The sequence below is a fragment of the Marinobacterium lutimaris genome (genome assembly GCF_900108065.1).
Lineage (GTDB): Bacteria > Pseudomonadota > Gammaproteobacteria > Pseudomonadales > Balneatricaceae > Marinobacterium_D > Marinobacterium_D lutimaris.
Map to the genome: position 1 here is coordinate 161635 of NZ_FNVQ01000007.1, position 20312 is coordinate 181946.

At 60.4% G+C, this 20312-nt stretch carries 19 protein-coding genes; 2 read left to right on the forward strand and 17 right to left on the reverse strand.

What is annotated here, in order from left to right; genetic code table 11:
- Positions 1–20 precede the first annotated feature (20 nt).
- From C4S72_RS23365 to C4S72_RS23415, 11 genes are all read right to left on the reverse strand, one after another.
- Positions 21–1214 (reverse strand): ABC transporter permease, encoded by a 1194-nt coding sequence (locus C4S72_RS23365; protein ID WP_104005616.1) that lies wholly within the window; start codon positions 1212–1214, stop codon positions 21–23.
- On the reverse strand, positions 1207–2424 hold the full coding sequence (locus tag C4S72_RS23370) for an ABC transporter permease (RefSeq protein ID WP_104005617.1): 1218 nt from the start codon (positions 2422–2424) through the stop codon (positions 1207–1209). The genes C4S72_RS23365 and C4S72_RS23370 overlap by 8 nt, the downstream gene beginning before the upstream one ends.
- Entirely contained in the window at positions 2411–3148 is a 738-nt protein-coding gene (locus C4S72_RS23375; protein WP_104005618.1) for an ABC transporter ATP-binding protein, read from the reverse strand. The genes C4S72_RS23370 and C4S72_RS23375 overlap by 14 nt, the downstream gene beginning before the upstream one ends.
- A complete protein-coding gene (locus C4S72_RS23380; protein WP_104005619.1) occupies positions 3145–4311 on the reverse strand; it encodes an efflux RND transporter periplasmic adaptor subunit in 1167 nt (388 codons plus the stop codon). The genes C4S72_RS23375 and C4S72_RS23380 overlap by 4 nt, the downstream gene beginning before the upstream one ends.
- Positions 4312–4401: 90 nt before the next feature.
- Positions 4402–5196: a M15 family metallopeptidase gene (locus C4S72_RS23385; RefSeq protein ID WP_104005620.1), complete on the reverse strand. Its 795-nt coding sequence runs from the start codon at positions 5194–5196 to the stop codon at positions 4402–4404.
- A 2-nt stretch (positions 5197–5198) separates the two neighbouring features.
- Positions 5199–6476, reverse strand: a complete 1278-nt coding sequence (locus C4S72_RS23390; protein ID WP_104005690.1) for a TRAP transporter large permease — start codon at positions 6474–6476, stop codon at positions 5199–5201.
- A 6-nt stretch (positions 6477–6482) separates the two neighbouring features.
- Positions 6483–6962: a TRAP transporter small permease gene (locus C4S72_RS23395; RefSeq protein ID WP_104005621.1), complete on the reverse strand. Its 480-nt coding sequence runs from the start codon at positions 6960–6962 to the stop codon at positions 6483–6485.
- Positions 6963–7021: 59 nt separating this feature from the next.
- Positions 7022–8053, reverse strand: a complete 1032-nt coding sequence (locus tag C4S72_RS23400; RefSeq protein WP_104005622.1) for a TRAP transporter substrate-binding protein — start codon at positions 8051–8053, stop codon at positions 7022–7024.
- A 90-nt stretch (positions 8054–8143) separates the two neighbouring features.
- Positions 8144–9076, reverse strand: coding sequence for a LysR family transcriptional regulator (locus C4S72_RS23405; RefSeq protein WP_104005623.1), 933 nt, complete (start codon positions 9074–9076; stop codon positions 8144–8146).
- A 21-nt stretch (positions 9077–9097) separates the two neighbouring features.
- Entirely contained in the window at positions 9098–9529 is a 432-nt protein-coding gene (locus tag C4S72_RS23410) for a DNA polymerase III subunit chi (protein WP_104005624.1), read from the reverse strand.
- Between the two features lie 16 nt (positions 9530–9545).
- Complete coding sequence (locus C4S72_RS23415; protein ID WP_104005625.1) at positions 9546–11054, reverse strand: leucyl aminopeptidase; 1509 nt, start codon at positions 11052–11054, stop codon at positions 9546–9548.
- A gap of 200 nt (positions 11055–11254) precedes the next feature.
- On the opposite strand from C4S72_RS23415, the gene lptF reads away from it, so the two are divergent.
- Positions 11255–12379, forward strand: a complete 1125-nt coding sequence (gene lptF / locus C4S72_RS23420) for an LPS export ABC transporter permease LptF (protein ID WP_104005626.1) — start codon at positions 11255–11257, stop codon at positions 12377–12379.
- The gene (lptG, locus tag C4S72_RS23425) at positions 12376–13443 is read left to right on the forward strand and encodes an LPS export ABC transporter permease LptG (protein WP_104005627.1); all 1068 of its coding nucleotides are present in this window, start codon (positions 12376–12378) and stop codon (positions 13441–13443) included. The genes lptF and lptG overlap by 4 nt, the downstream gene beginning before the upstream one ends.
- A 66-nt stretch (positions 13444–13509) precedes the next feature.
- Here the strand turns inward: lptG and C4S72_RS23430 are convergent, their stop codons facing one another.
- The 6 genes from C4S72_RS23430 to gloA all read right to left on the reverse strand — a co-directional run bounded on the left by C4S72_RS23430 (position 13510) and on the right by gloA (position 20258).
- Positions 13510–16566: a PAS domain-containing hybrid sensor histidine kinase/response regulator gene (locus C4S72_RS23430; RefSeq protein ID WP_104005628.1), complete on the reverse strand. Its 3057-nt coding sequence runs from the start codon at positions 16564–16566 to the stop codon at positions 13510–13512.
- Positions 16563–17108: a heme NO-binding domain-containing protein gene (locus C4S72_RS23435; protein ID WP_104005629.1), complete on the reverse strand. Its 546-nt coding sequence runs from the start codon at positions 17106–17108 to the stop codon at positions 16563–16565. Before C4S72_RS23435 ends, C4S72_RS23430 begins: the two co-directional genes overlap by 4 nt.
- Before the next feature lie 31 nt (positions 17109–17139).
- Positions 17140–18237, reverse strand: a complete 1098-nt coding sequence (locus tag C4S72_RS23440; protein ID WP_104005630.1) for an HD-GYP domain-containing protein — start codon at positions 18235–18237, stop codon at positions 17140–17142.
- 69 nt (positions 18238–18306) lie between these two features.
- Positions 18307–18780, reverse strand: a complete 474-nt coding sequence (locus C4S72_RS23445) for an RDD family protein (protein WP_104005631.1) — start codon at positions 18778–18780, stop codon at positions 18307–18309.
- Between the two features lie 81 nt (positions 18781–18861).
- On the reverse strand, positions 18862–19671 hold the full coding sequence (locus C4S72_RS23450; RefSeq protein WP_104005632.1) for a tetratricopeptide repeat protein: 810 nt from the start codon (positions 19669–19671) through the stop codon (positions 18862–18864).
- A gap of 194 nt (positions 19672–19865) precedes the next feature.
- Positions 19866–20258, reverse strand: a complete 393-nt coding sequence (gene gloA / locus C4S72_RS23455; RefSeq protein ID WP_104005633.1) for a lactoylglutathione lyase — start codon at positions 20256–20258, stop codon at positions 19866–19868.
- Between the last annotated feature and the right edge of the window lie 54 nt (positions 20259–20312).

Consider the following 20312-nt stretch of genomic DNA (forward strand, 5'->3'; position numbering starts at 1 on the left):
GTAAGCAACGTAGGCCCAGCTTATTCGCTCTGCAGCGCGATAACCGGATCGAGTCGCGCCGCCTGGCTGGCCGGAATAACGCCGGCCAAAAGACCCACCAGGGCGGAGAGCCCCAGCGCCAGGAGTAAAAACAGCGGGCTGATCTGAATCGGCAGCGCTGGAATCGCCAGCGCCAGAGCCGCCAGCAGCAATCCTGACAGCAGCATGCCGACCAGGCCACCGGCCAGTGAAAGCAGGGTCGCCTCGGCCAGAAACAGCAGCAGCACCTGCCGGCGTGTGGCGCCGATGGCGCGCAGCAGCCCGATCTCGCCGTGCCGCTCGCGTACCGTGGTGACCATGATCGTCAGTATGCCGATGGCGCCCACCAGCAGTGCAATCCCGCCCAAACCGCCGATCGCCAGCTTGAGAATGCCGAGAATCCGATCCAGGCTGGCGAGCATCTCGTCCTGGGTGATGATGGTGAAATCCTCGGCGCCGTGACGGGCGATCAGCCGGTTGCGTATGCGTTCGGCCATCGCCTCGGCGCTTGTGCCGGGCTGGTAGGTGATATCCACCTCCATCAGACCGGTGCGGTTAAACAGACTCAGGGCGCGGTCGATGGGAATATAGACGATATCGTCCAGGTCGAAGCCGAGCATCTGTCCCTTCTCTTCCATCACGCCCACCACGCGATAGCGCTCACCACCGACGCGGATAAACCTGCCCAGGGGATTTTCGGTGCCAAATAGCTCGTTACGCACCTTGTGGCCAACCACGGCAAAGGGCTGTGAATAACCGGCGCTGGGTGGCAGAAAACTGCCCAGCGCCACGCGGAACAGCCAGGCATCGGCCGCCTCCGATCCGGTGCCGAGAATATCGGTATGTCTGACCCGTTTGCCGTACTCGATGGCGCCGGCGCCCTGGACCACCGGCACCACATGGATAGCGTAGGGCAGGTTGCGCAGGCTGTTGGCATCTTCAATGCTTAGCGGGCGCGTGCTGGAGAGCAGTCCGCCGATTCCGCCGGTCTGGTTTTTGCCGGGGCTTACGGCCACGATGCGGCTGCCGAACTGGGAGAAGTTCTCCAGCACGTAGAGGCGCAGTCCTTCGCCGAGGGTGGTCAGCAGTATCACGGCAGCGATACCGATGGCGATGCCGAGGATGGTCAGCGCCGAGCGCATGCGCCCCGAGTGAAGGTTGCTAAGCGTGAGGCGAAGATAGTCGCGGCTAAGCATGGCCGACCTCCCCGTGCAGCGCTTCCACCGGTGGCAGGCGGGCGGCGCGGCTGGCGGGCAGCCAGGCAAACAGGGCGGCAACGCCCAGTGCAATCGAGAGCGCACCGAGCAGCGCCCAGAGCGGTACTGAGACGGGGAACTGAGGCCAGAGGCTGTGGCCGAGCCAGAGCAGGGCGTAGCCGCTACCGATGCCGATCAGAGCGCCGAGCAGTGCCAGCAGCATCGCTTCGCTGAGAAACAGCAGGCGGATATCCTTGCTACTGGCGCCGAGCGCCTTCAGCAGGCCGATCTCGGCGGTGCGCTGGCTGACGCTGATCAGGGTGATGTTCATAATCAGGATGCCGGCCACCACCAGGCTGATCGCCGCGATGGCGCCGACGCTTAACGTCAGTAACTTCAATATATCGTCGAAGGCGCCGAGCAGCGCATCCTGGGTGATCAGGGTGACATCGCGCTCGCCGCCGTGACGTTTCTGCATCAGATCGATAATTTCGCTGCGGGCCTGCTGCATGGAGCTGCCGGGGCGAACCTTCAGGAACACACGGAACATCCCCTGCACATTGAAGATCTGCTGCGCCGAGGCCACGGGGATAATCAGCTGATCGCTGACATCCATGCCGAGGGATTGGCCGCGGTCCTCGATAATGCCGATCACCCTAAAACGGCGCTCGCCGATCCGTAGCCACTGGCCCAAGGCCTGGGCGCTGCCAAACAGGTCAGCCTTGGCTTTCGGGCCGATCAGGCAGACCGCCTCGGCGCGCTCCAGCGGTATCAGCGGTAGAGAGCGCCCCTGTTTCAGGGTCAGTTCGCGGATCTCGAAAAAACGTGCGCTGGTGCCCAGGGTCATCACCTCGCGGTTGCGGCCGGCATAGACGACCTGGGCGTTGCCGGCGATCAGAGGCGCCGCCAGCGAGATGCTGCTGAGGCGCTCCAGCGCCGCCACATCGGCCAGGGTGATATCGCGACTGCCTTCCCCGGTCAGTGGCGGCAGGCCGCCGGTGGTCTCCTTGCGTCCGGGCAGCATAATCAGTGTGTCCTGACCCAGCAGGGAGAACTCCTCCAGAACAAAGCGGCGGGCGCCCTCGCCAAGGCCGGTCAGCAGCAGCACGGCAGCGACGCCCACGGCGGTGGCCAGCAGGATCATCAGGGTACGAAACCACTGGCGTGTGAGCAGGCGCAGGTTGAAGCTCAGAAGGTCAGCGCTGCGCATCGTCGCTACCTTTTCGATCTTTGCGACCTGTCCGACCTTCGCGACTTTCGGCGTCGAGGTTCTCCCCGGTCAGCCTGCCATCCTGCATCCATAGCCTGCGGTGGGCGCGCTCGCCGATCTTCGGATCGTGGGTGACCACCAGCAGGGTGATTCCCTCGCCGTTGAGCTCCTCCAGCAGTTCGATCACCTCGTTGCTGGAGTGGCTGTCCAGGTTTCCGGTGGGTTCGTCCGCCAGCAGCAGCGCGGGTTTACGGATCACGGCCCGGGCGATGGCCACCCGCTGGCGCTGGCCACCTGATAGCTGGTGAGGCAGGTGCAGGGCGTGTTTTTCCAGTCCCAGACGCTGCAGCAGCTCATCGATCAGCGGGCGACGCAGTTTCGGTGGGGTGCCATTCAGTACTAGTGGCAGCTCGATATTTTCGCGGGCGTTGAGCCGATCGATCAGGTGATAGGCCTGGAACACGAAACCTATGCGCTGGTTACGCAGGGCGGCACGCTGCTCCTCGTTAAGTAGGCTAACTTGCTGCTCCTCAAGCCAGTACTCGCCGCTATCGGGCGTATCCAGCAATCCAAGCATATTCAGCAGCGTGGATTTCCCGGAGCCGGAAGGCCCTATCACCGACAGATAATCGCCGGCAGCGATGGCAAGATCCATATGATCCAGGGCGTGCACGCTTTCGCCGCCCAGGTGATAGGTTTTGCACAGCTGCTCGAGCCTGATCATTCCGCGTTGACCTTTCCTTCAAGGCTGCCTTCAACCTTGCCCTCAACCTCGGCGCCATCCACCGCTCCCTCGATATCGAGCCGGGAAAGGATTTGATCGCCCGCTTCGAGTCCGGAGGTAATAGAGGTCCAGGTCCAATTTGCGGCGCCGGTGGTAACGGCGACCTTCTCAAGCGTTGAGCTGTCCGGGTTAAAGCGCAGCACATAGCTGCCTTCAAGCAGTGTCTCGGTGGGGATGCGCAGCTGATCGGCATGTTGCTCGATGATCACCTCCACATCGGCGCTGTAGCCCACCAGTAATCGGGTGGTTGCAGGGACTGGCGTGAAGTAAACATCCACATCCACGGTGCGGGCCTGTTTCTCCAGCTCCGATACAAACGGCGCGATGCGGGTCAGGGTGCCGCTGAAGCTCTCGCCCCTAAAGGCATCCAGGGTAATGCGAGCACTCTGGCCGGGTGCGAGGTGAGCGGCTTCCACCTCATCGATAGGGGCGCGCACGTAAAGGCAACTGTCATCGATCAGATCGACGGCGGGTGGTGTCGCTACGCCGGGAGGTGAGGGTGTGGTGTATTCGCCGGGCTCGCCGTTGATCTCGGCAATAATTCCGGCAAAGGGGGCGCGTAGCTGGCGCTTTTCCAGCTGAGCGGTATAGAGGGCGAGCTGGGCTTGAGACTGGGCGATGGCCACCTGAGCTCGTTCACAGTCGAGGGCGCTGGTGCGCGCTTCGGTGCTTAACCGGTCCAGCTGTTCGGCGGAAACCAGTTTGCGGGCGGCAAGGGATTGGGAGCGTTTCAGCTCGCGCTGGGTGAGATCGGCGTTGAGGCAGGATCGCTGCTGTTCCAGTTGTGCCGCTTCAAGATCGGCCCTGGATTGAGCGACCAGTGCCTGCTGCTCGTCATCGTGGAGCTGTAGCAGCAGTTGCCCGGTTTTGACGCGGTCGCCTTCGTCCACCAGCAGCTGTTCCACACGACCGCCAAGAGGAACGGCAAGACGGGAACGCTGACAGGCGCGAATACTGCCGGCACGGCTGTTGGCGGCAATCACCTCGACCGGGCCGCGTTCGACCTGGATCAGTGTGACGGCAATGGGTTGAGGGCGGGAGAAATACCAGATCGCTGCCGCAAGCGGCAGCAGTATCGTCAGAAGTATCAGTGCTCGTTTCACCGGGGTCTTTTCCTGTCCCTTGCTTCACTCTCAGTATAGAGCGCTGAGAGCAGGCGTCAGGGCAGGAAAAGAGCCGTGCGGTGATGGCGGTCAAACGCCGGGTTTTAGTCCCAGCTGGCGCTGCCAGAGACGCTCAACACCCGGTGGACGGGTGGCGCTGTAAACGGCCTTTGGCTCGCCTTTGTTCAGCGCCCAGAGCTGGTTGCCGAAGTCGTAGTGCCACCACTCGCTGGGCAGGTTGGTGAAGCCTACCGCGGTCATCACGTTGTAAAGGATACGGCGGTTGGTGCGGGCTTCCTCGTTGCTGCAGCTGTCGCCCTGTTCCTCAAGCGCTGCGCTCCAGGAGAGCGGACTGGCCTCGTCGAACAGGGTGCCCATATCCAGCAGATGACCATCGGTATCGCTGAGGGTGACATCCACGGAACCACCGGTCAGGTGCGGACTCGGCGCTACGGGATCGGCACTGGGCGGAGATACCAGGGTGCGGGCAAAGGCGTATTGCTCCTCGGCGCTGAGCTCGGGTTTGGCGTGCTGGATCAGGTTGTTCAGGGTATCGAACAGGTACTGCTGGACGATAAACGGCCGCCAGCCGTCCAGCACCACCAGCCGCAGCCCCTCAGGCAGCAGCCGGTTCGCCTCGATCAGACGATCGAAGACGCTGCGGCGCACGAAGCACTCATCCATGGCGTTGGGCACGCCCATCTTGTAGTAAGCCGGGTAGGTGGTGATCACCGGGCTCAGGCTAAGCGGCAGCAGCGGTTCCTGGTTTTCTACCAGAGGCATGGCGCGCAGGCTCTCCCAGTCCGGCATCGGAATGGACGGAATCACCTGGTCTATCGGTGCAGCATTGTCTGCTTGAAGCGGTGTTGTAGCGTTGTCTGTCATGGTTATCCCAGCAGCTCTGGCAGGAACAGAGTAATTTGAGGCAGTAAAATCATCAGGATCAGAGTGCTCAGGGCCACCAGTACAAAGGGCCAGATCGCGCGGAACATGACGCTCAGATCCAGTTTGCTCACCGCCGCGGCGACGAATACGCAGGCGCCCATGGGCGGCGTGATCAGCGCGATGGTGATGTTCATGGTGACGATAATCCCCAGATGCACCGGATCCACACCCGCCTGCATCGCTACCGGCAGGAATACCGGTGTCAGTAGCATCAGCGCGGAAACCTCTTCCATCAGCATGCCGGTGACAAAGGTGATCAGGCTGAGCAGCAGCAGGGTGATGATCGGGCTGTCGGAGAAGGGCGCCAGCAGCACCGAGAACTCGCTCGGCACCTGGGCGAACGCCAGCAGCCAGCTCACCACCGCCGATGCAGCGATTATCAGGAATATAGCGCAGGAAAGCCGGGTGGTTTCGCAAACCGCGGATTTAATCCCCTGCCAGTCCAGATGACGGCTGAAAAGACCGGCGATAATGGCGTAGGCCACGATCAGCGCACCGGATTCGGTGGGGGTCACAAAACCGAACACGATACCGGCGACGATAATAAACGGCGCCATCAGTGCAGGAGCGGCCTGGAACAGTGCGACGGTCACACCCCTGATCGTAGGACGGGTACCGGTCACCGCCAGCTGCGCCTTGCGGGCATAGGCCCAGTTCATGATCATGAAGGCAACGCCGAGGATCAGGCCCGGAATTACGCCGGCGAGGAACAGATCACCCACCGAGGTGTTGGTCAGCGAGGCGTACAGAATCATGAAAATGCTGGGCGGAATAATTGGCCCGATCAGCGAGCTACCGGCGGTGAGGCCCGCCGCGTAGGCGGTGGAGTAGCCCTCTTTCTTCATTGCCGGAACCAGCAGCGAGCCCAGCGCGGAGGTATCCGCTACCGCCGAGCCGTTAACGCCGGCAAAGAACACGCTGGAAACCACGTTGACGTAGCCGAGGCCACCGCGCAGGTGGCCCACCAGGGCCTTGGCCAGGTCGATCAGGCGCGGGGTGAGGCCCGCGCTGTTCATCAGGTTACCGGCCAGGATAAACAGCGGAATCGCCATCAGCGAAAACACGTCGATGCCGGCGAACAGCTGTTGCGGCAGCATGCGTGGCAGCAGCGACAGATCGACGAAAAAGAAACCGACCACCGCAGCCAGCAGCAGACAGACAAACAGGGGCAGCCCCAGTAGAACGTTGGCGACAAAAGCCGCCAGCATCGAAGCTAGCATCATGGATCAGTTCTCAGTTGAGTGCGCGGTATGGGTCACGGGGCCGCGGAGCAGCGTCAGCAGGCAGAGTGCGCCAAAACCGATGGGTAGACTCAGCAGAGGAATACTCTTGCTGATGCCAAGTCCCGGTGTCATGAAACGTTGGATGGAGATCGCGTAGCGGGCGCTGACCCAGGCGATAAAACCGGTCAGCAACAGGACAACCAGCCAGTGATAGAGCGCCAGCAACTGGCCCCAGCGGCCGGTGGCGAAGCGGTTGATGATATTGACCCGCATGTGCTCATCGCGCAGATAGACGGTGCCGGCGCAGAGCATGACGCTGGCTATCACCAGGTAGCGGGCAAGCTCATCCATCCAGATCGGCGAGGCATTAAGCAGGTAACGCGCAAAGACGCCGTAGAGCAGTATCGCCAGGTTGATGACCAGCAGAGAGCAGGCCAGCAGCAACAGCCCCTGGGACAGACGCGTGCGTAGTGTTTCGATCATAAGCTAAGGTCTCGAGGTGGGTACCCCGGCATTCAGACCGAAGTACCCACGCGTTCTGGTTATTGCGCCAGACCGGCATCCTTCAGAGCGCTGTCGATCCATTTCTGGTCGATGTTCTGCTCTTTCAGCCATTCGATGTAGGAGGGCTGACCGATCTTCTGGAATTCAGCCAGCTCTGCTTCGGTCGGCTTGTACACTTCCATACCCTGTTCTTCCAGGTACTTCACGTGTGACTCGACCTGAGATTCCACCGCTTCACGGTTGATCTCGTTGGCTTCAACCACGGCTTCCTGCAGGGCTTTGCGATCTTCTTCGGACAGGCTGTCGATCAGCTCGCCGTTACCGATCAGGAACTGGTCGGAGTACTGGATATCAGCCAGGGTCAGGTACTTCTGCACCTCAAACAGGCTGCCGAGGATGATGTACATCGGCGGGTTCATCTGGCCATCGGCCACACCGGTGCGCAGCGCCATGTAAACCTCGGTCCAGGGGATCGGGGTGCCGGAAGCGCCGAAGGATTCGAACAGGGCTACCTGGCTCTTGTCCATGGCGCGGAAGCGCAGGCCGTCGAAGTCGGCCGGTGAGTGGATCGGACGTTCGTTGTTGGTGAACGCCAGGAAACCACCCTCTTCAACGACCGCCAGGATGCGGGCGCCGGTACGGTTGTAGAACTCTTCCTGGGAGGCTTTCCAGTATTCACCGTTGTCAAAGAAATCACGGGCACTGTCGAAACCATCAAACATGAACGGGATAGCGCTGACAAAGATCTCCGGGAACTGCGGAGAGACACCGCCGAAAGAGGCGATGTTCAGGCTGGGGGTGTTCATGACCTGTTCCATGCGCTCCTGCTCTTCACCCAGCATGCTGTTGGGGTAGAGTTTCAGCTCCAGCTCGCCGCCGGTTTTCTCTTCAACCAGCTTCTTCAGGTTGGAGGCGAACAGGTGAACGGCGTTCTTTTCCGCGTCGGGCGCGCCGTTGTAGCTCAGGTTGATGGTCTGCGCCTGCAGGCTGCAGGCAGTGGCCAGGCCAGCACCGAGAACCAGGCCTTTCAGCAGGCTCAGGGGCTTCTTGATGAAACGCTGTGAGGTCATGATCTCTCCCTAGTATTGTTGTCAGTAACCTGACGGTCACAGTATCCGTTGCGTTGTTGACCTTTCAATGGGGTTTGTGTTGCTTTTAAGTCAACGAAGATGGGGCGAAACGTCGCTATTCAGAAACTGAGTATGGCTTTTCAGGTGATCCAGCAGTGCCTGGGCCGGTAATGTCAGATCGCGGCCAGCGATACTGAGCACGCGGGCCCGCGCATTGGCGAGTACTCCATCCTGCATCGGCAGCGCCTTGATAATGCCTGCCTCGATCTCCGAACTGACGGTGAGTGCGGGCATAAAGGTGATACCGATGCCGGCGGAGACAAAGCTCTTCAGCACCGATACCGAGTTGGTCTTCAGGTGTGGTTCCAGGCGCAGGTGATTGCTCTCCTGGGCCAGGTTGACCAGCCTTCCCATACCGGTGGTGCTGTCGATCAGTGCCAGTGGGTAGTCGACGATCTCGTTCAGCGCGAGGGGAGTGTCGCGGCTACTTAGCGGATGCTGGGCCGGCACGATCAGATCCAGCGGATGCAGGGTCTCTACATGATTATGCAGCTTGGGGTTCGGCGCCGAGGCATAGGTAACGGCGAAGTCGATCTGGTTGTCTTCCAAAAGCTGCACGGCGTTCAGTGCGCCGGCCATCTGGATGCTCAGCCGTATGCCGGGGTAGGCGGCGATAAAACTCTGCAGCGAGGAGGAGATCAGATCGGTGATAAAGCCCTCGCCCAGGGCGATGCTTATCTGACCGCGCTGAAGCTCCTTCAGGTCGTGGATCCGTGACAGCGCCGCCGCCTCGTTGGCGCGCATCTGCCGGTAGTAAACGAGCAGCTCGTTGCCGGCTTCGGTCAGCGGTGATTGACTGTTACTGCGCTCCCAGACCGGCATCTCCACCGCCTGTTCTAGCTGGCTGATCAGCCGACTGACGGAGGCGGGATCGACGCCAAGACGCGCGGCCGCCTTACGCAGACTGCCTGAGCGCGACAGGGCATTGAGATACTCAAGAGCACGAGGGTTAAGTTGGCGCATGGGTGGGGCTTGTTCGCAGCTTTACTGGCGTTGACGCATATCGTTGCGGTGCAGCTCGATGCCCTGATCGCGGCAACGCTGGTAGTTGAGACGGGTTGCGCCCAACACCTCCTCATCCTGCACCACGATCTCGACAATGCGCTCAAAGGCGAAGGCATCCTCGGGCAGCTGCAGGGCCAGGTTGATAAATACCTGCTGATGATCCGGGCGCTGCTCGCCGCAGCCGATCTCTATCGGTGCGGACGGGGTTTTGCCAAGAATTACATGGGGTATAAAGGCATCGGCGCGGAACGACCAGAGGTGGGCGTCGAGACGCTCCACCTCGGTCTCGTCCGAGACATGAATGTAGATCCGCTTGCCCAGGGCAAGCACCTTCTCGCAGAGCCGGCACAGGAACTGCTCACGGCTGTCCCGGTCGGCTTCTGCGAGGATGTAGTAGTCGGCGCGACTCATCGGATCGTTTTCAGTCTCAGTCTTCAGCCAGGTCTTTCTGCTCTGACAGATCCAGCAGGTACTGGCTCAGCAGCGGTACGCAGCGACCGGTAGCGCCTTTCGCCTTGCCGCTGTTCCAGGCCACACCGGCGATATCCAGGTGCGCCCAGCGGTACTCGGTGGTAAAGCGGGACAGGAAGCAGGCCGCGGTGATAGTACCGGCCGGGCGACCGCCGATGTTGGCGATATCGGCAAAGTTGGAATCCAGCTGCTCCTGGAACTCGTCCCACAGCGGCAGCTGCCAGGCGCGATCGGCGGCGTAGTCGCCAGCATCGAGCAGGGACTCGGCCAGATCGTCATCGTTACTCAAAAGGCCGGTGGCCTGATGACCCAGGGCGATGATGCAGGCGCCGGTCAGGGTAGCGATATCGATCACGCTCTGTGGCTCGTAACGGCCCACGTAGGTCAGGGCATCGCAGAGTACCAGGCGGCCTTCCGCATCGGTGTTCAGAATCTCAACAGTCTGGCCGGACATGGTGGTGACGATATCACCCGGCTTGGTGGCCTTGCTGCCCGGCATGTTTTCGGCGGCCGCGATCACGCCGACCACGTTGATCGACAGGTGCATCTCGGCCACGGCTTCCATGGCACCGAGTACGCTGGCGGCACCGCCCATGTCGTACTTCATCTCGTCCATGGCCGCGCCCGGTTTCAGGCTGATACCGCCGGTATCAAAGGTGATGCCCTTGCCGACCAGGGCATGGGGTTTTTCCTCGGCGTCGTCGGCGCCGGTGTAGCGCATAACGATCAGCTTGGAGGGTTCGGCGCTGCCACGACCGACCGACAGCAGGGAGCCCATACCCAGCTCTTCCATCTGTGCTTCATCGAGCACTTCAACCTCGATGCTTTCGTAGGTTTCGGCCAGGGCGATGGCGCGCTCCGCCAGGTAGCTCGGTGTGCAGATATTGCCCGGCAGGTTGGCCAGGTCGCGGGCGCTGTTAACGCCATTGGCGATGGATACGCCGTCGAGCAGAGCGCCTTCGCCCAGTTCGGTGTCATCTTCAGACAGCAGCAGGGAGATCATCTCCAGCTTGATCGGATCTGCTTTCTTGCTCTTGGTAGCATCGTACTGATACAGCTCGGCGGTGATCCATTCCACCAACTGACGGGTCTGGCGGTAGGTGTCTTCCTGGTCAGAGGCGAGACCGTCCAGGGCGATGGTAGCGCTGGCTATGCCCGCTTTTTTCAGACCGCCTGCGATGGCGGTAACCAGCTTGCGGTAGTGTCGGTCTTTGCGCTCGTCTGCCTTGCCAAGGCCCACGACCATGACGCGGCGCGCTTTCAGACCCGGCAGTTTGAACAGGGTGACCAGCTCGCCGGCCTTGCCGGTGATATCGCCGTTGTCGATCAATTCCTTGAGATAGCCAGAAGTAGCTTTGTCCAGGGCGGCTGCGGACGGGGAGAGCTTGCCCTCCGCTTCAACGCCGACGACGATACAATCGGTTTCCAGAGTTTCCACCGGGCCATTGACGATCTCGAAATCCATGACGACTCCATACAAGACATTGCAGACTGATTGCGGGATAATGCCCCGCCTATAACGACGCTACGAATTAAGTCTATCGCTTCCTTCGTACTCGCCGCACTATACAGCGGTTACGGGAAGCAGTGCCAGACTCGGCACTGGTTTAACTTGAGCCGTTAACCCGAACACCATCCTTCAGTAATCGCGACAGGGATTGAGTTTTGATCATTTTTCGGTATCTCTCCCGCGAGGTTTTAATCTCCACCACCGCAGTCACCGCGGTACTGCTGCTGATTATCACCAGCGCCCGGCTGATCAAGTATCTGACCGAAGCGGCCACCGGCAAACTGGACGCCGACTTTGTCCTGTTGGTGCTGGCTTACCGTATTCCCGGCTTTCTTGAACTGCTGCTGCCGCTGGGGCTGTTTCTCGGCATTTTGCTTGGCTTTGGCCGCCTCTACCTGGAAAGCGAGATGGTGGTGCTGCGTGCCTGCGGCGTCAGTCATAAACGCCTGGTGCTCTATGCCCTGGGGCCGGCGGTGCTGGTCTCGGTAATCGTCGCCGGCATATCGCTTCTGGTAGCGCCCTGGGGGGTCGGGCAGGCAAAGACTATCTTTGCCCAGCAGGATGCACGCAGCGAGCTGGAGCTGCTGACGCCCGGACGTTTCCAGTCGCAGAGTGATGGCCGTCAGGTCACCTATGCCCAGAGTCTCGATCAGGAGAGCTCGGCGCTGCAGCAGGTGTTTATCGCCCAGCGTAACGAAGACGGTCACCCGATGCTGCTGGTGGCGCAAAGTGCCAGCCAGAGGACCATCGATGATCAGGGGCGCTTCCTGGTGCTGGAAAACGGCTACCGCATCGATGGCCTGCCGGGCAAGGCTGACTACGGCATCACCCGCTACGGCGAATACGGTATCCGTCTGCCGGAAGCCCAGGCCGCTGAAATCGACGAAATCGAAGCGGTACCCACCGCAGCGCTGCTCAATGGTTCTACGCCGAAAGAGCGCGCACAGCTGCACTGGCGCCTGTCGCTGCCGGTGCTGGCTTTTATCGTGACGCTGATCGCGGTGCCGCTGTCGCGCACCAATCCGCGCCAGGGCCGTTTCGCCAAGCTGATACCGTCGATCATCATCTACCTGCTGTACGTTACGCTGCTGACCGCCACCCGCTCAGCCATCGAGGATGAGAAGATCGGTGTCTGGGCGCTCTGGGCGATCCACCTGGGCTTCCTGGCGCTGGCGGCGAACCTGATCTTTGCCGGCCGCTTCTGGGAGGCGCTGTTCGGACGCCTGCCGTCGCTGCCAAGGATTCGCAGTCGCAAGTCGCAAACGGAGGGCGAAGCATGATATTTGGGCAACTGGACCGTTATATCGCCCGCCATGTGCTGTCTGCCATCGCCGTGGTGCTGCTGATCGTCGTTGGTCTGGATCTGCTGTCGGCACTGATCGATGGGCTGGGGGATCTGACCGAACAGTACAATTTCGTCGGCCTGCTGCATTACCTGGTGCTGACGACCCCGAAGCGTATCTACGAGATGTTGCCGCTGAGCGCTCTGGTCGGCTGTCTGATCGGGCTTGGTTCCCTGGCCAGCCAATCAGAGCTGACGGTCATGCGAGCTGCGGGTTTTTCCACCGCCCGTATCGTGCTGGCGGTTTTCAAACCGGTGCTGCTGCTGATGCTGTTCGAGCTGGTGCTGGGGCAATATATCGCGCCGGCCAGTGAACAACTGGCGGTAAACAGCCGCGCCATCGCCAAGGCCACCGATGGTGTGCTGGACGCTGAAGAGGGCGCCTGGCATCGCGAAGGCAATGAATTTATCCACATAGCGGCGATAGAGCCCGGCGGCGCTATCCACGGCATTACCCGCTACGAGTTTAATGACCAGCAGCAGTTGCTGCGCTCAAGCTATGCCCGTATCGGTGAGGCTACCGACGATGGCTGGATTCTGCGCGACGTTCGTGACACCCGCTTTGTGGACGATCGTACCGAGGCGGGGCAGGAACCGCAGGAGCACTGGAGCACCGGGCTGACGCCGGACCTGCTGTCGGTGATTATCGTAGAGCCGGCAGACCTGTCGATCACGGGGCTGTCCAGCTACTCCGGCTACCTGGAGGAGCAGGGCGTTAACTCCGATGCCTATCGACTGGCGATGTGGGGCAAGCTGCTGCAGCCGTTTTCCATCGCAGCGCTGGTGCTGATCGGCGTCTCGTTTATCTTCGGCCCGCTTCGCAATGTAACGGCTGGTCAACGGGTGATCGCGGGGGTGATCTGCGGTGTCTGCTTCAAGTTCGCCCAGGATATGCTCGGCCCGGCCAGCAGTGTGTTTGGCTTTGAACCGCTGCTGGCGGTGGCTGCTCCGATACTGCTCTGCTTCGGAGCAGGTTTCTGGCTGCTGCGCAGGGCGGGCTAGGCTCTGTTCTGATTCCGGGCCTGATCCAACGGCTGATTCGGGTCTGAAAAAGAGCCGAAACCCGGTCTAGTTCAGATTTTCCCTCAGCCGCGTGGCGCTGCCGTACGCGGCCTCAAAATCGAAATTGTCCGCCTGTTTCAGCAGGCGGGCTACCGGTGCGGCCAACGGCCCCGGCGGGGTTATCTCCGCCAGGTGGCGGGCCTTTTCAATGCTGTCGATATCGCCCACTTCAAGTAGCTGGATCAGCTCATCCAGCGTGCTCGCCATCTCTTTGTCATCGATCGAAAGCCTGGGGTTAGCTTCCCGCTCCTCTTCAATGGCGGATGGTTCAGAGTAGCCCCTCATCGCCTCTATGGCCTGGCCCAGCGCCTGCTGGAAGCTTAGCAGCAGGTCCTCTGACGGTCGTTTGTTGCGCCGCAGTGAGTCTTCCAGCTCCGCGCTTTGCTGCTTCAGATCGGCCAGGGCAAGGTTGCCGGCGATCCCCTTCAGCGAATGTGCGATCAGCGCGGCCCGGGCAGGCTCTTCCTCGGCTATGGCCGCGGTGATGCGTTGGGCATCCTCGCTGTGCTGTTCGATGAACTGATCGCAGAGATGTTTCAGCAGCTGCTCATCGCCGCCGAAGCGGCGCAGCGCTGACTTGGTGTCGAAGGTGGGTACCTCAGCGTTGTCTTCGGCACTGACCTGCCAGCGTACCAGGCATTCCTGCAGGGGGGTGATATCCAGCGGCTTGCCCAGCAGGTCGTTCATGCCGGCTTCGTGCACGTTTGCAAGACACTCGGCTTCGTCGTGGGCGGTGAGGGCGATGATCGGCGTTCGGTTGTCCTGCTCGCGGATTTTACGGCTGGTTTCATAACCGTTGAGCCCCGGCATTTCGATATCCATCAGAATCAGGTTAAAGCGCCGTTCGCTGCTTAGCCTGATCGCATCCTCGCCATTTTTACAGTGGCTCACCTTCAGGCCCAGGCGTTCAAGCATGCGCCGGGCGATCAGCGCGTTGATGCTGTTATCTTCCACCAGCAGGACATGGGGGGCAGCCGGTCTTGAAAAAGCGGTTTCCAGCGCGTTTGCCAGGGCGCGGGCCGTGAGCAGGTTGCATCCCACCGCCTTGTTGGAGCTGCGCTCCGCATTGAAGCGTTCCAGCTGTTCAGGTGCGGCGAGGAGAATCAGCGGGGCGTCGCTGGAATAATGGCCGATCTCTCTCTCGTTGCCGACGCAATACAGGTCGATCAGTGTGGCTGTCGGCTGTGTTTCACCGCTGTCTTGCTCCTCCAGCGGTTGGTAGCCGAGAAGATTGCACAGTGGCGCCAGGCGTCCCTGTGGATCGATCAGGTGAACGGTACGCTGCTGGAGCGTTGTTGGAGGAGTCGGCTGGAAGGGTAGCTCCAGTCTGAGTGTAAAACAGCTGCCTTCGCCCTCTGTACTGCTGACATCGATCACCCCGCCCATGGTGTGAGCGAGGCGGTAGCAGATCGAGAGGCCAAGCCCGGTGCCGCTGAAGCGACGGGTGGTGGAACTGTCGCCCTGGGAAAAGGGAGTACCGAGCAGCGCCAGTTTCTCGGCGCTGATTCCCACGCCTTGATCGGAAACCGAGATGCTGAGCTCCAGCTTGTCCGCTGTGCTCTGCCGGCTGCTGACCTGTACTCTGATTCTACCCTTGGGGCTGAATTTGATGGCGTTGTTGGTCAGCTTGACCAGGATCTGCCGCAGCCGCATGGGGTCGCCGATCAGCCGGTGGGTGTCTGGCGCCAGGTTTTCGATCATCAGGCTCAGACCCTTGTCGTGGGCCTGCATCGATTCGCCGTCATAGACTGCCTGCAGGACCTCGTCTAGATCGAAGCAGCTGTTGCGCAGCTTCAGCGTGCCGGAGTCCAGGTCGGAGAAGTCGAGTACATCGTCGATCACTTCCAGCAGGCTATGGGCAGAGACGCGGATTTTGCTGGCGTAGTCCTTCTGCTTGGGCTCCAGTGGTGATTGCAGCAGCGTATCGCTGAAGCCGAGCAGGGCATTGAGTGGTGTGCGGATCTCATGGCTCATGTTGGAGAGGAAGTTGGACTTGGCCGCCGCAGTGGTCTGGGCGGCATGCAGGGCTTTCTCGCGCGCCTCTTCCAGCTGCTGGGCTGTGCTGATATCGCGGATCACACAGACCGCACGCAGATGAGCCTCATCCTGCACCAGCGGGCTGGCTACCAGGCTGACCGGAAAGGACGAGCCATCAGGGCGGATAAACTCGAAGACCTGTTCTTTCTGCTCGCGGCTTGCGCCCAGGGTGCTTAGCACCGGGTCTTCCGGCAACTGGTCGAAGCCGGCCATTACCCCTGGATGCAGGACGCTATTGAGGCACTCCTCCCGCTGGCGCCCCAGAAGACGCGCAGCAGCCTCGTTGATAAACAGGCAGATACCCTGGTCATCAATGACGTACACGCCCTCATCCATGCTGTCGGTAAGGTTCTTGAGGAAGTTTTTCTCCTCTTTGAACGCCTGCTCCAGGGCCTTGGCGCCGGTCAGGTCCGTCTGGATCGCGATAAACTCAACCGGGGCGTTATTTTCATCGAAAATCGGCACGATGGTGGCTGCAACCCAGAAATTACTGCCGTCCTTGGCGCGGGAGTTTATCTCGCCACTCCAGACTTCGCCGCGCAGCAATTGAGCGTCCATCTGCTCGAAGAACTCGGGCGGATGGTAAGCGGAGTGCACCAGGTCGTAGGTGCCGCCGAGAATCTCCTCACGAGCGTAGCCGGAGAGCTTGCAGAAGCGGTCATTGACGTAGGTGACGATGCCGTCTGTATCGCTGATGCTGACGATGGCGTGCTGGTCGAGGGCAAATTTCTGCCGCGCCAACAGCTTCTGGACGCGGGCATTATCATTGATCAGACCGGCCAGCAGAGAGGGCAGTTCAGCGGTGCTGATATTCGTGTTGCGGGGTTCCGCAGAGGTTTTACGCAGCAGCTGGTTGATCGAAGACTCAACGGTTTCGATCATTTCGCTCAGTTGTGAGCGTTCCTGCTCAAGCTGTTGATTGGCGGCAAAGAGTTCTGCCGCCTTGTCTTCCAGCAGGCTTTCCGCCTCTTTGCGGGCGGCTCTTTCTCTCTCCAGGCGGCGTTGCCAGAGTGCTTCATCGGTCATGGTTGGGTCGTGATGTAAAAGCTGGCTTTGTTATCTTCGTTGTCGCGGGCGCGAACCACTTCGATCTCATATTGCTGACCGTAATGGTTGGCGGCACCCTGGATCAGGCCCAGTGCGAGATTGACGAAAGGCCGTTTTGATTCGTATTGCATGACAAGGTGGTTATCCGCTTCGCGGATGCACTCAAAGCTGGGCAGGCTGGCGCTGGGGTAGAGCGCCCGGACCTGGGTGTGAATGCTGGTCTCTATCCCCTGAAGAAGATCGAGCATGCTGTGACAATCCTCGATCATCTGGGGGTAACGCTGCACCAGCTGGTGAAACAGATATTCGCCGAAGGCCGGCACCAGATCGTCGGCGGGTATGCCGCTTATTTCGCTGAGGTGGATCGCCATACGGATGATGTCGTGGTGCTCATAGGAGCCCACGGCGGTATAGATGCCGCCGTACTGCAATTGGGGGTTTGCCAGCAGCTGGTCGGCAATTTCGGGAGAGAACTTCTCCTCGACCATCTCGATAAAGCTCGTATAGACAACACCTAGCATCGCTGCGCTCCCGTCTTAACAGGCGAAAGGGTCAGTCCTCGTCGGAGAAACGTTTGGCTATATCAATAAAGCTGTCTTCGATCTTCTCGAAGGCCTCGACCACGGCCGGGTCAAAGTGTTTGCCCTTACCCTCGAGCAGCAGTGCCTTGGCGCGCTCATGGGAGAAGGGCTCCTTGTAGGCGCGTCGTGAGATCAGTGCATCGTACACATCCGCCAAGGCCATCAGGCGGCCGGCCAGGGGGATATCCTCACCCTTGAGGCCCTGAGGATAGCCCGAACCGTCCCATTTTTCGTGATGGTAGTGGGCGATCTGACGGGCGTAGCGCAGAAAGGAGTTTTCGCGGTTGCCGAGTGATTTCTCCGCCTCGTCGATGGCCGCGCCGCCCAGCTCTGCGTGGGTCTTCATAATGGTGAATTCCGCGTCATCGAGCTTGCCCGGTTTGAGCAGAATCGCATCCGGGATGCCGACCTTGCCGATGTCGTGCAGCGGCGCCGAGCGGTAGAGCAGATCGATATTTTCGTCGCTGAGTTCGGGATAGTCGCCCAGATCCCGCAGTGCTTCGGCCAGCGCCTTGACGTAGTACTGGGTGCGGCGGATATGGTTGCCGGTTTCGTTATCCCGGGTTTCCGCCAGGGTGGCCATGGCGTGAATGGTCACCTGCTGGGTGTTGTAGAGTTCGGCGGTGCGTTCGCGGACCATCTCATCCAGGCGGCGGTTGTCGTCGGCGAGGCGACGGCGATGCCATTGCAGCTCCAGTTGCGCGCGCACGCGGGCCAGCACGATGGCCGGGCGCACCGGCTTGGTGATGTAGTCGATGGCGCCCACATCGAAGGCGGCGGATTCGTCCAGCTCCTGGGTCATTGCGGTGACAAAAATCACCGGGATCTCGGCCGTGCTCGGATCCTGCTTCAGGCGGCGACAGACCTCGTAACCGTCCATCTCCGGCATCATGATGTCGAGCAGAATCAGATCGGGGGTGATGTCGCCCTGGGCGCGAGTGAGCGCCTGCTCACCGCTGCGGGCTGCGAGGATGCGGTACTTGTCCCTGAGAATATCCGACAGCACCGAAATGTTGATCGGCTCGTCGTCTACGATCAGAAGGGTGGCGCGGTTTTCATCGGTCTGCATGGCGGCGACATGGGCTTCTTTTATTGTTGTTTACACTAGCCGACAGAGGGAACTGGTGTCGAGTCCTGGCTAGCGCCCGGACTTCTTTTTCTTTTCCCGTTTAGGCAGGCTGACGACGCTGGTTTCCGACCAGCGGTCATGCCAGGTCAGGCGCTCGTCACCGACTAGCATCCACAGGAAGCCAAGGCCAGCGGGAATCCAGGAAACGATGGAACAGAGAAAACGGATCAGTGCCTGGGTCCAGCTGATGCGCTGGCCATCAAAGGTCTGCACCCGCAGGCGCCAGGCCTGCATCCCCAGCGTCTGGCCATTTTTGGTCCAGAAATAACCGAAAAACAGGAAGCTGCAGCAGAACGCTGCTGACTGCATCGCTGCGCGACCCAGCGGGGAGATCACGCCCCCCTGATTGATCATCGTGCCGACAATGGCGACGCCGAGCCAGATCGATATCAGGATTAAGCCGTCGTAAACCATCGACATGAGGCGTTTGCCAAAGCTGGCGGGGCGGATATCGCTGATCTCTTCTCGAAAGGGGCGCTGCATGTTCGGGGAAATCCTGGGCGGCAGAGAGGAAGCGGGCAGGGCCGGGGGCCTTTACCCGCTGGATCTGTTTCCGTGAGTGAATCAGTTGCTGAACGGATCGATATATTTGCTCTTGAGCTCTTCGGCCAGCGCCTGAGCTTCACTGAGCTGGGCATCGGTCAGCTTCATCTTCATGCGGGTCTCGATGGCGCTGGCGGTACGATCACCCTGCTCCGCCACGTTGTAGAGCCAGGCGTAGGCGATGACGTCTGAATCCTTGCTGGTGTCGGTGCCATGATTGGTGGCGTACAGCGTCCCGAGGAAGAACATCGCCTGCTGATGGCCCTGTTCGGCAGCCTTGAGATACCACTGCTCGGCGGTCTCGTAGTTCTGCTCGACACCGGTGCCGAAGTTGTAGGCGCGTCCTAGGTTGTGCCAGGCGGTCACGTTGCCCTGGTCGGCGGCTTTCTGGTACCAGCTGAAGGCGGTGTCCGGGTCGCGATCCACGCCCTGGCCGAATTCATACATTTCACCAATGCGGTTCTGGGCGCTGGCGTTGCCGGTTTCCGCGTCCGGCAGCAGGCTGTCGAACTCTTTCTTGAACGCTTTGTTTTTCAGGGCGCGAATGCTGTTGACGCTATCCAGGTTGCCCTGGCGGGCACCGCGCTCGTAGTAGCGCATCGCCTGTTCCGGGTCCGCTTCAACGCCCCAGCCGTTTTCGTACATCTTGCCGAGCATATTCAGTGCGTCGGCGTTGCCCTCTTGTGCCAGAGGGGTCAATTCCGTCATCGCTTCGGAGTAGTTCTGCTCATCAAAGGCGCGCTTTGCAGCGCTGATCGAAGCGGCTGAGGCCAGCTCAACTTGGAAGCTGAGCAGCAGGCCGGCGGTTGTCATCAGTGCGATCTTTTTCATTAAACCCATGCCTTGCGAAATAACTGACTGTCCCGGGCCCACGCTGGGCGGGCCCGCCGGTAAACTCTGCATTCGGCTACACATCTACCCCGCAAGGTCCGGAAAAGCTGAATCCGAACATTAGGAGTAACTTAAGTTTCTTCTAATATGGGTGCAAATTGTACCGGATTTCGCCGGCAGACGCAGCCCGGGCGTCAGTCTTTGCGCTGTGGGCTAAGCAGTTCGATCATGTAACCGTCTGGATCTTTGATGAAGGCCAGGATGCTGGTGCCATGCTTCATCGGCCCCGCCTCGCGAACCACTTCGCCACCCTTGGCCTTGATCGCATCACAGGCGGCGTAAACATCTTCAACTTCGATGGCTATGTGGCCGTAACCGCTGCCCAGGTCATAGGCGCTGGTATCCCAGTTATGGGTCAGCTCCAGTGCAGCCTGTTCCGACTCATCGCCATAACCGACAAAGGCAAGGGTGAACTTGCCTTCCGGATAGTCTTTGCGACGCAGCAGTTTCATGCCCAGGATGTCGGTGTAGAAGGAGATCGATTTATCCAGGTCGCCGACCCGAATCATGGTGTGAAGAAAGCGCATGAGAGTACCTCGTGAAATTTTGCCAAACCGGCGTCTTGCGAAGATAAGTCTACA